The organism is Dietzia sp. NCCP-2495, assembly GCF_026011735.1.
GTDB lineage: Bacteria > Actinomycetota > Actinomycetes > Mycobacteriales > Mycobacteriaceae > Dietzia.
Genome location: NZ_BRVN01000006.1, coordinates 98,012 through 110,995, shown reverse-complemented (window position 1 = coordinate 110,995; position 12,984 = coordinate 98,012). Strand labels below are relative to the sequence as shown.

The 12,984-nt window shown below is 70.4% G+C and carries 13 protein-coding genes; 6 read left to right on the top strand and 7 right to left on the bottom strand.

Annotated features, from left to right (window positions below; genetic code table 11):
* Position 1: 1 nt before the first annotated feature.
* The 5 genes from OPF83_RS07880 to otsB all read right to left on the bottom strand — a co-directional run bounded on the left by OPF83_RS07880 (position 2) and on the right by otsB (position 5,023).
* On the bottom strand, positions 2-973 hold the full coding sequence (locus tag OPF83_RS07880) for an aminoglycoside phosphotransferase family protein (RefSeq protein ID WP_264886802.1): 972 nt from the start codon (positions 971-973) through the stop codon (positions 2-4).
* Positions 974-1,180: 207 nt separating this feature from the next.
* Positions 1,181-2,029: a metal ABC transporter permease gene (locus tag OPF83_RS07875; RefSeq protein ID WP_264886801.1), complete on the bottom strand. Its 849-nt coding sequence runs from the start codon at positions 2,027-2,029 to the stop codon at positions 1,181-1,183.
* Positions 2,029-2,928, bottom strand: coding sequence for a metal ABC transporter ATP-binding protein (locus OPF83_RS07870; protein WP_264886800.1), 900 nt, complete (start codon positions 2,926-2,928; stop codon positions 2,029-2,031). The genes OPF83_RS07875 and OPF83_RS07870 overlap by 1 nt, the downstream gene beginning before the upstream one ends.
* A complete protein-coding gene (locus OPF83_RS07865) occupies positions 2,918-4,069 on the bottom strand; it encodes a metal ABC transporter solute-binding protein, Zn/Mn family (protein WP_264886799.1) in 1,152 nt (383 codons plus the stop codon). Before OPF83_RS07865 ends, OPF83_RS07870 begins: the two co-directional genes overlap by 11 nt.
* A gap of 117 nt (positions 4,070-4,186) precedes the next feature.
* Positions 4,187-5,023, bottom strand: coding sequence for a trehalose-phosphatase (otsB, locus tag OPF83_RS07860; protein ID WP_264886798.1), 837 nt, complete (start codon positions 5,021-5,023; stop codon positions 4,187-4,189).
* Positions 5,024-5,125: 102 nt separating this feature from the next.
* Here otsB and OPF83_RS07855 point away from each other — a divergent pair, with 102 nt between their 5' ends.
* The 6 genes from OPF83_RS07855 (at position 5,126) to OPF83_RS07830 (ending at position 10,402) form a co-directional block, all read left to right on the top strand.
* Entirely contained in the window at positions 5,126-6,598 is a 1,473-nt protein-coding gene (locus OPF83_RS07855; protein ID WP_264886797.1) for an amidase, read from the top strand.
* A complete protein-coding gene (locus tag OPF83_RS07850; RefSeq protein ID WP_264886796.1) occupies positions 6,595-7,278 on the top strand; it encodes a GntR family transcriptional regulator in 684 nt (227 codons plus the stop codon). Before OPF83_RS07855 ends, OPF83_RS07850 begins: the two co-directional genes overlap by 4 nt.
* 102 nt (positions 7,279-7,380) lie before the next feature.
* Positions 7,381-8,259 carry an ectoine/hydroxyectoine ABC transporter substrate-binding protein EhuB gene (ehuB, locus tag OPF83_RS07845; RefSeq protein ID WP_264886795.1) on the top strand — a complete coding sequence of 293 codons (879 nt, stop codon included), beginning with the start codon at positions 7,381-7,383 and terminating at the stop codon, positions 8,257-8,259.
* 10 nt (positions 8,260-8,269) lie between these two features.
* Positions 8,270-8,965 (top strand): ectoine/hydroxyectoine ABC transporter permease subunit EhuC, encoded by a 696-nt coding sequence (gene ehuC / locus OPF83_RS07840; protein WP_264886793.1) that lies wholly within the window; start codon positions 8,270-8,272, stop codon positions 8,963-8,965.
* Positions 8,965-9,621 (top strand): ectoine/hydroxyectoine ABC transporter permease subunit EhuD, encoded by a 657-nt coding sequence (gene ehuD / locus OPF83_RS07835; RefSeq protein WP_264886792.1) that lies wholly within the window; start codon positions 8,965-8,967, stop codon positions 9,619-9,621. Before ehuC ends, ehuD begins: the two co-directional genes overlap by 1 nt.
* Positions 9,622-9,643: 22 nt before the next feature.
* On the top strand, positions 9,644-10,402 hold the full coding sequence (locus OPF83_RS07830) for an amino acid ABC transporter ATP-binding protein (protein ID WP_264886866.1): 759 nt from the start codon (positions 9,644-9,646) through the stop codon (positions 10,400-10,402).
* Between the two features lie 116 nt (positions 10,403-10,518).
* Here the strand turns inward: OPF83_RS07830 and OPF83_RS07825 are convergent, their stop codons facing one another.
* Positions 10,519-11,724: a CaiB/BaiF CoA-transferase family protein gene (locus OPF83_RS07825; RefSeq protein WP_264886791.1), complete on the bottom strand. Its 1,206-nt coding sequence runs from the start codon at positions 11,722-11,724 to the stop codon at positions 10,519-10,521.
* Between the two features lie 3 nt (positions 11,725-11,727).
* Positions 11,728-12,984 carry an MFS transporter gene (locus tag OPF83_RS07820; protein ID WP_264886789.1) on the bottom strand — a complete coding sequence of 419 codons (1,257 nt, stop codon included), beginning with the start codon at positions 12,982-12,984 and terminating at the stop codon, positions 11,728-11,730.

Genomic DNA, 12,984 nt, shown 5'->3' with positions numbered 1-12,984 from the left:
TTCAAGCTCGTGGACGGTGTGGGGAGCGACAGCGGTCGAATGCCGAGCGTGCGTACTCCCAGGTCTCCTCGCCGTAGTACAGGTGACCGGCAAGGACGTATAGGCTAGCCAATCGCTGGTATGTCCAAGCCCGGTCGAGGAACCCGGCGTCCACCCGGCCGACGTAGCGGGCCAGGACGTCCTCGACGAACCGCGGGCCGTACTCGTACAACTCCGCGAAGTCGATCGCCGGGTCGCCGATGCACATATCGGTAAAGTCGATCAGGCCCAGTCGACCGGGGGAGTAGGTGGTCCCGCTCTCCCAGTAGAGGTGCCGCGAGTAGATGTCGTAGTGCAGGAACACCCGCGGCAGCAGCGTGGACTGGAGTGCGGCCACCTCGTCGCAGATCTCGCGGGCGGTACGCATCTCGTCCGGCGCGAGGACGTCGGACATGTTGTTCTCGACGATGCCGCGGACGAAGTCAAGGTTCTCGGGCTGGTACGACGCGGGCACGCGGTCCATCGGCGGTGCGGAGACGTCCTGGATGTGCAGCGCAGACAGCAGAGAACCCAGCTGCGTGGCGATGATCGTCTGCTCGGTGAAGGGCAGGGAGCGCAGTAGCTCCGGGGTGAGACGATCCCCGCGGACCATCGGGTACCCGGCGAACGGGATCGTCCCGTATTCCGCGCGGCTGCCCACTCCGGGCCCGGCATCGACGGGCACGTGCGTATAGCGGGGGAGCGCGGACTCGACCTGCGGCGCCAGGTGCTCGAGTACCGCGATCTCGGTGGGCAGCTGCGCCTCCGCCTGCTCGTCGGTGGGGAAGCGGAACACCAGGTCGCTGTGGCCGAGTGCGTCGTCGCCGGAGCATCCGTGGCAGATCACCACGACGTGGTCCCAGCCCTCCTCGGTGCGGGTGACTGACTCCCACTGCAGCGCCGGGAACGCGGCCCGGATCGCGTCGAGTTCTGTCGGAAGGGCGGGGTCCGTCATCCCGCCAACATTAGACCGGGGACAAGAGCATCCGGCACAGGCGCTCTCGGTCGATACAGGCCCGACACACGTGACGATGGCCCGGCCTTGCCCGTCGGCCCGCCTGTCTCCGTCAGCCGTCACCCCGGTCAGTGTTTCCCCAGGACGCGTTCCGCCAGAACGTACCGGAGTGACGGCTGGTCCGGGCGAGTGGCGGCAGCGGGGGCGTCAGCGACGCAGGGCGGCCACCCCGCGGCAGGCGAGGTAGATCACGAACGAGATCGTGGTGACGAAGACCGAGGCCGGCACGCCGGGCGCGAGCGAGAGCAGCATCCCGCCCACTGCCGCGACCTCGGCGAACAGGATCGTCAGCACGATCGCACGCGCCGGGCTCGCGGTGACGGCGGCCGCGGCGGCGGCCGGGGTGATGAGCAGGGAGAGCACCAGCAGCGCGCCGACGACCTGTACGGCTTGCGCGGCGGCGAGCCCGACGAGCACCGCGAAGATGAGGTTGAGCGCCCGGACCGGCACGCCGCGGGCCTCGGCCACCTCGGGGTCTGCCGAGGAGAAGACCAGCGGCCGGTACAGCGCGATCAGGGCGCCGCAGATGATCGCCGCGACCACCGCCATCTGCACCACGCCGTGCTCGGACACGCCAACGATCTGCCCGGTGAGCAGCGCGAACGAGGTCCCGGATCGCCCGGGGTAGAGGTGGATGAACAGCACTGCCAGGCCGAGGCCGAACGCCATGATCACGCCGATCGACGAGTCGCGCTGGGAGGCCCGCGAACCCATGAGGCCGAACATCAGGGCGGCCACCACCGAGCCGAGGATCGCGCCGAACCCCAGGTTGAGCCCGAACAGCAGCGCGGCGGCCGCACCGGTCAGTGCCAACTCGCTGGCACCGTGCACGGAGAACGACATCTGCCGCATGACGATGAACGGCCCGATCGCCCCGGCGAGCAGCCCGAGCAGCGCGATCGCCGCTAGGCCGAGCAGGACGAAGTCCTGCTGCAGCAGGTAGGCGGTGGTCTCGGTGTCGGCGAGGGACCGGCCGATCTCGAGCAGTCGATCCATCAGTGTGCTCCGTGCTCGGTGTCGTTGTCGTCGTCGTGATGGTGGTGCCCCGCACCGAACGGTTCGGCGACCAGGTGATGAGTGTCGCCCACCACGACGATCTGCCCGCGCACCCGCAGCACCTCGACGGGCGAGGAGTACAGGTCGGACATGACCTCGCTGGTGAACACCTCGTCGGGCGTGCCGATGCGGTGCCGGCCGTCGACGATGTAGAGCACGCGGTCGACCATCGGCAGCACGGGGTTGATCTCGTGGGTGACGAAGACGATCGCGGTGGCGTCCTCGCGGCGCCGACGGTCGAGCACGGAGGCGACAGTGCGTTGACCGGTGAGGTCGAGGCTGAGCAGCGGCTCGTCGCAGAGCATCACGCACGGGTCGCACGCGATCGCCTGGGCCACGCGCACGCGCTGCTGTTCGCCGCCGGACATTCGGCCGAGCGGCTTGTCTGCGAGCTTTCCGGCCTCGAGCCGGGCCAGCGAGTCCTCGACGATCCGGCGCTTCTCGCCACGTCGGCCGGGCCAGCCGGGTCCGAAGCGGGTGCCGTCGATACCCAGGCTGACCAGGTCGCGGCCGCGCAGGGTGATGCCGGGGTCGAACGCGCGCTGCTGCGGCACGTACCCGAGGTGGGTGCCGCGGTCGCCGGGCGCGCGGCCGTCGACGGTCACGGTGCCGGCGTCCGGGGCGATCTCGCCGAGCAGCACCTTGAGGAGGGTGGACTTGCCGGCGCCGTTGGGTCCGAGCACGGCAACGAACTCGCCGGGCTGGATATGCAGGTCGAGATCGCGCACGAGGGTGCGGCCGCCGCGCGAGATGGTCACGCCGTCGAGCGCGATGACGGGGCCGGGCCCGGGGACGCCGCGCGCGTGGTCCCCGGGCATCGGCGTGGGCTCAGTGGTCATCGTCGTCCACCGGGGTGGCGCCGTCGAGGGCGGCGGCGAGGTCCCCCACGATGTCGGTGATCCAGGTGAGATAGTCCGTGTCGTCGGGGAGGGTCTCGGTGAGGTCGACGACGACGACGCCGGCCTCCTCCGCCGCGCCGCGGACACGGGAGGTCACGCCGGTCTCGGTCTGGGAGTTGTACGCGAGGAACGAGACCTCGCGCTCCTGGAGCAGGTCGAGCATCGCGGTGAGGTCGGCGGCCGACGGGTCGGCGTCGTCCTCGACGGAGGACAGGAATCCGCGGGGGGTCTCGTCGACGAGGTGGGCGGCGTCGAAGAGGTGGGCGCCGATGCGTTCGGTCTGGGCGTAGGCGAAGTGCCCGCGGTCGTGGATCTGGTCGACCTGTGCCTCGAGCGGGGTGAGGGCGTCGCCGAAGCTCTCGGCGTTGGCGCGGTACTCGTCGGCGTTCTCGGGATCGAGCTCGGCGAGCTGGTTGGCGACCTGCTCGGCCACGGCGGCGGTGGTGGGCAGGTGGAACCAGACATGCTCGTTGATGCCGGACGCGTGCGCGTGGTCGTCATGCTCCGCGTGGGCGTCTTTGCTCGCGTGATTGCCCTGTCCCGCGTGGTCGTCGTCGCCCGCGTGGTCGTCGTGGCCCGAGTCGTCGTCCTGACCAGCGTGCGCGCCGTGGTCGTGGGTGTGGGCGGGCACAGCCTCGCCGGTGACCCGCGCGAACTCGTCGACCGCACGGACGACGGGTACCTCCCCGGCGTTCTCGAGCGCGAGATCGACGAAGGAGTCGTAGCCGCCGCCGTTGTAGACCACCAGATCGGCGGTGGCGACCCGGGCGGCGTCGGCCGGGCTGGCCTCATACGAGTGCGGGTCGGCGGCGGGGTCGGAGATCACGGACTCGACGGTCGCGTTCTCGCCGGCGACCTGACGCGCGATGTCGGCGTACACGCTGGTGGAGGCCACCACGCTCGGGCCGTCGCCGTCCTGGCCTGCTGACCCCGCACCGGTCGCGCCGTCGGAGCTCCCGCAGGCCGCCAGGACGCCTGCGCCCAGCAGCGCGGTCGCCGCGGCGGCGAGTGCGCGGGTGGCCGAGCGGTGCGCGTCAGCGTGGCGGGACCGTGGCGTGCGCGGGGGAGGAGTGGTCGTCACGTCTGAGCTCCTGGGGTGCGACAGGTCGGTAATGGGAACCGTTGTCGGTAAGTGTACGACTGCGGCCGCCGGAGAGGGCGAACCAGGGGGTGGTGTCGGAGTGCGTTCGCGGGGGCGTCAGGAGCGGAGGTCGGCCAGGGTTCCCAGGAGTCGCACGACGGCCGGGATGTCGGCGACGCGGTGGCCGGCGACGGTCTCGCCCTCGCCGACCTTGATCCCCACGTCCTGTGTGCGGAGGCGGGCGAAGCCGCGCTCATCGGTCACGTCGTCGCCGATGAAGACCGCCACACCGGCGTCGGCCTGCTCGGTCAGTCGCTCGATCGCGGCACCCTTGCTCGCCTCGCGGACGGCGATCTCCACGACGTTCTTGCCCTGGGTGACGAACACTCCGTCGAGCGCGGCGGGCCCGGCCATCGCCTGGGCCGTGGCGCGCTCGCGCGCGGCCGGGTCCTCGACGGGCCGTACATGCAGCACGGCCGCGGTCGGCTTGGATTCCACGTGTGCCCCGGGTGTGCGGGAGGCGATCTCCTCGAGTTCGGTGTGCAGCCGGGACAGCAGCGCGGTGTCGTCGTCGTCGAGCGGAGCGTCGAATCCACCCTCCCACTCGGACCCGTGGCTGCCGACCAGGACCACCGGGGCGGCCGCGCCGGAGACCTCGGCCAGCGCGGCGCGGTTGCGGCCGGACAACAGGGCGACCGTGGTGTGCGGCAGGTCGGCCAGGCGCGCGAGCGTCGCGATGGCCCCGGGGGCGGGGTGTGCGCCCATGGGATCGTCGGCGAAGGGGGCGAGGGTGCCGTCGTAGTCGCAGGCCACGACCAGGTTCGGGGTGGCGGCGGCGCGGCGCAGGGCCTCGGCGAGTTCGGGGGTGAGATCGGGTTCGGTGGCGGGGGAGGGTGTGGAGTCGGCGGAGGGGTCGGTGTCGGTGGAGGGGGCGGAGTGGTCGGCGGCGCTCATGGGATCAGCCTAGAAGCTCCGGCGGAGGCCGTCCGGCGCTGCGGTCTTGACGGGGCGTGCCGCAACTGTACGATTGTCGACAATCCGACGAAAGGTGGCCTGATGACCGCGTCACTTACCGCACTCCAGCTCGCCGAGAAGTTCCGGTCCCGCGAGGTCTCGCCCGTCGACGCGGCCCGCGATGCGCTCGACGCGATCGAGCGGGTCGACGGCCACCTGAACTCGATCTGCCACACCGATCCGGACGCGACGCTGCGCCTTGCCCGCGAGGCCGAGCAGCGCTACCGCGACGGCGCCCCGATCGGCCCCATCGACGGCGTCCCCACCACCATCAAGGACATCTTCTACACCCGTGGAGTGCCCACGCTGCGCGGCTCCCGACTGCTCGCCGACAAGCCCGACGCCGCCGACCCCGCCGCCTGGCCCGACGACGCCCCCGTCACCGCCGCGACCCGCGAGGCCGGCTGCGTGGTGATCGGCAAGACCACCACGCCCGAGTTCGCGTGGAAGGGCGTCACCGACAACACGCTCACCGGGATCACCCGCAACCCGTACGACCCCGCGCTGACATCCGGCGGTTCGAGTGGCGGCGCGGCGGCGGCGGTGGCGGCGGGGATCGGGCACCTCGCGTTGGGCACCGACGGCGGCGGCTCGGTCCGCATCCCCGCCTCGTTCTGCGGGATCGTCGCGCTCAAACCCACCTACGGCGTCATCCCCATGTTCCCCTCCAGCCCCTTCGGCACCCTCGCCCACGCCGGTCCCATGACGCGCACGGTCGGCGACACCGCCGCGTTCATGGACGCCCTCCTGCGCCCCGACCCGCGCGACTGGTCCGCCGTTCCCGCCCGCGCCACGACGCCCGGCCCCGGCGGATACCTCGCCGCCGCGCGCGACGGCGCCAGCGGGGACCGGCCCCTGGAGGGCCTGCGCGTGGCCTACAGCGCGACGTTGGGATTCGGGAGGAACGACGACGACGTCGAGGCCGCCGTCACCCGCGCCGTGGGCGTCCTCTCCGACCTCGGCGCACACGTCGACACGGTGGATCCCGGCATCTCCGATCCGGTGGACGCCTTCCACGTTCTCTGGTTCGCCGGGCTCGCGGCCGTGCTCGCGCCGCACGGGCCGGGCGCGATCGATCGCGTGGACCCCTCGATGCGCGAGGCGCTCGGCCGCTACCACGACTTCTCCGCCGCCGACTACCTCGACGCGGTGGCCGTACGGATGGCGCTCGGGGCACGGATGGCCGACTTCCACGGGGACTACGACCTGCTGGTCACTCCCACCATGCCGATCCCGGCGTTCACCGCCGGCTCAGACGTGCCGCCGGGCTGGCACAGCCCGGACTGGACCTCGTGGACGCCGTACACCTACCCGTTCAACATGACCCAGCAGCCGGCGCTGTCACTGCCGTGTGGCCTCACCGGGTCCGGGCTGCCGGTCGGGATACAGCTGATCGGGGCACGCTTCGAGGACCTGCTCGTGGTCCGCGCCGGGGCCGCGCTCGAGGCGGCGCTCCGGCAGGCCGTGCCCCCGCCGCCGATCCACGCGGACGCCACCGGCGGAGCGGCCTCGTGAGCGAGCTCGATCACCTCGCCGGGATCGACCCGGTGGTGCAGGAGTCGACCCCCGCGATCATCGCGCGGGCGCTGCGGCGGGCGATCTCGGACGGCACCGTCGGCCCCGGTGACCAGTTGGGGGAGGCCGCGCTGGCGCGCTCGCTCGGGGTGAGCCGGGGGCCGCTGCGCGAGGCTATGCAGCGGCTCACCCAGGAGGGGCTGCTGGTCTCGCACCGCAACCGCGGGCTGTTCGTCGCCGAGCTCACGCCCGAGGCGGTCGCCGACATGTATCTGCTCCGGACCACCGTCGAGACGGCCGCGCTGGACCGGGTGCTCGACTCGGGCCGTGGCGCCGAGGCGGCCGCCGCGCTCGACGCCGCGGTGGACGTGATGGCCGGACTGGCCGGAGAGCCCCGGTCCGCGGCGATGGTGGCCGCCGATCTCGACTTCCACCACGCGCTCGTCGAGGCCGCCCGCAGCCCCCGCCTGTCCCGTGTCCACGAGACGGTGTTGGTGGAGACGAGCATGTGTCTGCACGCCATGCGCGGCACGTATACGGATGCGGAGGCCCGGCTTTCCGAGCATCGGGCGATCGCGGACGCCGTCCGCGCGTCGGATTCCGTCACGGCACGGAACCTGCTGGTGGAGCACATGAATGACGGCCACGCGCGGGTCCGGTCCGGCGGCGCGATGTCCTGACCACCCACGGAAATGCCTGGCGGTGCATGCCATTCGGCCACGGGACGGTGACGGGGGTCATACGGTGAACGAGACGTTAACTTCGACGCGACGGAGGGCCCGATGACTACCGACATCTCACGCCGACAACTGTTCCGAGGCGCGCTGGCGCTGGGCGGCGTGGTGGCCGTGGGTGGCTCACTGGCCGCCTGCTCCACCACCGAGCCCGGCGGCCCCGAGGCCGGGGGCGGCGGCGGACTCCTCGACCGCGCCCGCGCACAGGGCCTCCGGATCGCCATCGGCAACGAGCCGCCGTACACCGAACTCGCCGCCGACGGCACCGTGACCGGCGCCGAGCCGGACGTGGTCAAGGCCGTCTGTGCGCGCCTGGGCATCGACAAGGTCGAGGGCATCGTCTCCGGCTACGACGCGATGATCCCCGGTCTCAAGGCCAACCGCTGGGACGCGATCGCCGCCGGATTGTTCATGAAGAAATCACGGTGTGCCGAGGTTAACTACGCCGCGCCGGTCATCGTCTCGACGGAGTCGTTCGGCGTGAAGCCGGGCAATCCGAAGAACGTCCTCACGATCGCCGACGTCACCGACCGCGCCGAACTGCGCGTGGGTGTGGTCCCAGGCGGCTTCGAACAGGGCATCCTCGAGGGGGCCGGGGTCCCGGCGCAGCAGATCGTCAACGTCACCGACGCCCGCGGCGGCCAGGACGCCCTGGCGGCGGACCGGATCGACGCGTTCCTGCTGCCGACCCTGTCACTCCGCGAACTGGAGGGCGTAGAGGTCACCGATCCGATCCCCGATGCGCCGAAGACCGGCTCGTCGGCGGCGTTCCGCCCCGATGACGCGGACTTCCTCGAGGCCTACAACACCGAACTCGAGGCGTTCAAGGCCACGCCGGAGTTCGATGAGATTCTCGAGAAATGGGGCTTCGACCCGACGGTCGTCGACGGTGTGACCACCGAGGAACTCTGCAGCGTCGACGGCTGATCCGGCCCCTATGGATGCAATCGTCGAATACCTCCCCCTGATCAGGCAGGGCTTCGTCACGACCGTCCTCGTGACGGTTCTGGGCGCGCTACTCGCGCTGGTCGTGGCCTTCACTCTGGGACTGGCCCGGCTGTCCGAGCATCGCTGGGTGCGCTGGCCGGCGGCGTGCATCGTGGAGTTCTTTCGCGGCACGTCGCTGGTCGTGCAGTTGTTCTGGCTGTTCTTCGCGCTGCCGTTCTTCGGGATCCAACTCACGGCCCTCTTCGCGGGCATCCTGGCGCTGGGGCTCAACGAGGGGGCCTACGCGTCCGAGGTGGTCCGCGGTTCCATCGCGGCCCGGCCCAAGGGGCAGACCGAGGCCGCCATCGCCCTCAACATGACCCCGGCCCAGCGAATGCGCCGGATCCTGCTGCCCCAGTCGATCCCGGCCATGCTCCCGCCCATGGGCAACGTCATGGTGGACCTGCTCAAGAACAGTTCGCTGGTCTCGATGGTCACCGTGGCGGACCTGACCTTCAACGCCGGGCTCATCCGGTCCTCCACGGGTGAGACCGCGCTGATCTACGCGATCATCCTCGTCCTGTACTTCGTCCTCTCGCTCGTGATCTCGGGGATCGTGGCGGTGCTCGAGCGCACGTTCTCGCCCACCGCGACACGGCGGTCACTGTTGACCGCCCTCACCGGCCGGATGCAGGGGGTGAGCTGATGATCTGGGACAACGCGTTCGCGATCAGCATCATCCCCCAGCTCCTCGAGGGACTTCTCACCACGATCCAGCTCACCTTCGCCGGCATGGCCATCGCCGTGGTCCTTGGCCTCGCGGTGGCGGTCCTGCGCTATCTGAGGATCCCGGTCGTGTCGCAGGTGCTCGGGTTCTGCGTCTACTTCATCCGAGGTACCCCGCTGCTCGTGCAGGCCTTTTTCGTGTTCTACGTGCTCCCCGAGTACGGCATCACGATGAGTGCGCTGATCACAGGCATCCTGGTGATCGGCGTCAACTACAGTGCCTACACCGCCGAGGTGTACCGATCCGGGATCGAGGGCGTCCCCACGGGGCAGTGGGAGGCGTCCACGGCGCTCAACCTGCCCAGGGCGCGCACCTGGGTGCGGATCGTCCTGCCGCAGGCCGTCCGCCGGGTGGTCCCGCTCCTGGGCAACTACCTCATCCAGATGTTCAAGGACTCGGCGATCCTGTCCGCCATCACCGTCTTCGAGCTCATGTCGGTGGCCAAGGCGATCGGCCAGTCCGAGTTCCGCTACATCGAACCGTTCACGCTCGCGGCACTGCTCTTCCTCATCGTGAGCGTTCCGTGCACGCTTGTCCTCCGTCGATTGGAGATCCGTTATGGCACCGTCCACTGAACCCGGACACACCGGGGAACCGATGGTCCGGTTCGAGAAGGTGAGCAAGAACTGGGGAGACAACCACGTCCTCCGCGAGCTCGACTTCTCCGTGGACAAGGGCGACAAGATCTCGATCATCGGCCCCTCTGGCTCGGGCAAGACCACGATCCTGCGCGTGATCATGACGCTGGAGTTTCCCACCAGCGGCCGCGTGCTCATCGAGGGACAGGAGCTGTGGAACACCGACGGGGCCCGGAAGCGGCCCCGCGAGACCAAGCAGTTGCGCGAGATCCGCAGCCGGATCGGCATGGTGTTCCAGCAGTTCAACCTGTTCCCGCACATGACGGCGATCGAGAACGTCATGGAGGCGCCGGTCCACGTCCTCGGGAAGGACAAGGCCACCGCACGGAAGGAGGCGGAGGAACTCCTCGGCCTGGTGGGGCTGGCGGATCACTTCACCAAGAAGCCACCCCAGCTCTCGGGCGGTCAGCAGCAGCGCGTGGCGATCGCCCGTGCCATGGCCACCAAGCCGGACATCATGCTCTTCGACGAGCCCACCTCCGCGCTGGACCCCGAGTTGGTGGGGGAGGTGCTCAAAGTGATCCGCGACTTGGCCAACGACTCGTCCATGACGATGCTCATGGTGACCCACGAGATGAACTTCGCCCGGGAGATCTCCGACCGCGTGGTGATGTTCGACGAGGGCGTCGCCGTGGAGGTCGCACCGCCAGATCAGTTCTTCGACTCCCCGGAGCACGAGCGCACCAAGCGTTTCCTCGGAGCGGTACTGGGTCGCTGAGCCGCCCCGCCCCGCCCGCGCCGGCCTCGCCTCGAATCCGCTACTCCGCCTGCGGATCCGCTACCCCTATTCGGGTAGCGAATCCGGCCGCACGGTAGCGGATGTGAGCGGAGACGTCAGGCCGGCAGGACACCCGCGGCGCGCAACCCGTCCGCCTGCTCCTCGGTGATGCCGAGCTCGGCGAGCACCTCTGCGGTGTCGGCGCCGCGGTCGCGGGGCCCAAACCGGACGGCGCCCGGGGTGTGCTCGAGTTTCACCGGGATGCCCACGCTGCGGTAGCCGTCGCGCTCGACCACCATCTCGCGGTGGAGGACCTGGGGCAGCGACATCGCCTCTCCGACGGTGTTGACCGCCCCTGCCGGCACCCCGGCGGAGCGACACAGATCCGACAGCTTGTCGCGGTCCCACTCACCGACGATCGCGCTGAGCAGCTCGCGAAGCTCCGCCGAATGGGCGAGCCGCTCGGCATTGGTCGTGAACCGCGGGTCCTCGATGAGGTGACCGACGCCCAGGGCGGAAACGAGTGAGCGGAACTGCGAGTCATTGCCTACACCGAGGAAGAACGGGCCGTCCGCGCACTGGAAGGTCTCGTACGGGCAGATCGTCGGGTGCGCCACGCCGGTGCGTGGCGGCGTCTCGCCGGTGGCAAACCATTTGCCGACATGCGGGTGGAGAATCGAGACGGCGCTGTCCAGCAGCGCGAGATCGACCAGCTGGCCCCGGCCGGACTTCTCCCGGGCATGCACGGCCATGAGGATGCCCGACATCGCGTTGAGGCTGGTGACGATGTCGACCAGGGGGATGCCGACCCGCATCTCGGGGCCGTCGGCCTCACCGTTGATGCTCATCAGGCCGGACAGCGCCTGGAGGACGGCGTCGTACCCGGGCGCGCCACCGAGAGGGCCGTCGACGCCGTACCCGGTGATCCGGCAGTGGATCAGCCGGGGGAACTCCTTCGCGAGTACCTCGTCGGACAGTCCCCATCGGTCGAGGGTGCCGGCCTTGAAGTTCTCGATCACGACGTCGGCCTCGGCCAGCATTCGGCGCAGGAGCGCCTGTCCGTCGTCGGTGCGCAGGTCCACGCTGATGTTGCGCTTGTTGCGATTGAGTCCGTCGAAGTAGGCGCTGTGGCCCGGTTTGACGAAGGGCGGGCCCCACCACCGGGTGTCGTCGCCGGCGGGGGGTTCGACCTTGATCACGTCCGCGCCGTGGTCGGCGAGCATCTGCCCGCAGAGCGGCCCCGCCAGGACGCGGGAGAGGTCCACTACCCGCAGGTCGGTGAGGGCGCCGGTGCGTTTCGTGATGTCGGTGTGGTCGGTCATCTGTCACTCCTGGTGTGGTTCGGTGTTGTTCGGTGTGGCGTGGCCACGGGGATCGGGTGGGCGTCGGGTCGGCTTAGCGCCGACCCGGCCGAGCTCGTCGAACGGGTGTCGACGGAGGGAGACGCTCGTGCTGACCGCCGAGGCGGCGGTGAGCGCGCCGGAGAGGAGGAAGACGCTGCCCGGTCCGGCGACCCCGGCGATCGCGCCGGCGGCGAGGGGGACGAGTACCTGGGCGGCCCGGTTGCCGGTCAGTCGCAACGACAGCGCCGCGGCGCGTTCTCCGGGCGGCGCGGCCGCGGTCACCCAGTACATGGTGACCGGTTGGTTCATGCCCCAGAAGAACCCGATCACGGCGAGGCAGGCGAACATCGTCGCTGCGGTGTCGGCGAGGCCGAGCACGACCACGGCCGGGGTCGTCACGACGGGGGAGGCGATGAGGATCGCGCGCTGGGACCACCGTCGCAGTGCCCACGGTGTGGCCGCGCGGGAGATCATGGAGAACACCGAGCGCGTCGCCACGAGCAGCGGTACCACGAGCGGTGTCAGTCCGACGGACCCACCCAGCACGGGCATGTACGCCGTGATGAGGTCGAAGCCCGTCACCACGATCAGTGCGGCGTAGATCGACGGTGCCATGCCCTTCCGACGCAGCAGCGCGATCGACGTGGCCCGGGGTCGCTCCGTGGTGGACGCCGTGGGCGTGAACCGCGGGAGGGTGAGCGCGAACGGCAGCGAGATGACGATCGCCGTCGCCATGACCCACAGCGCCGGGCCGGTCTCCGCGTGCTCGCCGGTGCGGCCGGCCTGGAGCAGGACGCCCATGACCGGTGTGCCCACCGCCTGGCCGACCGAGACGGCGAGAGTGAACATCGCGAAGCCGTTGACGTGCCGGTCGCGGGTGGTGAGCTCCATGACGAACCCCTGCGCGGCGATGAGGGTCATGACCTGACCCAGCCCGATCCCCGCGTTGGCGGCGGCCAACACGGGGATGGAGGGCGACACCGCGGTCAGGGCAACAGCCGTCGCGGACACCGTCGTACCGACGGCGAGGACGCCCCAGCTGCCGCGCCGGTCGACGAGCCGCCCGAACTGTAGGGCGACGAGCATCGGAAGCGCCGCGAATGTGGCGGCGACCAGGCCCACCTGGGCGGCGTCGCCGCCGAGTGCGAGCACCCGGTACGAGACCGCCACGCGCACGGCGTCGTACGCGCCGTTGATCAGAACGACGGCGACGAACAGTCGGGTGAGCGGAGCGGTCAC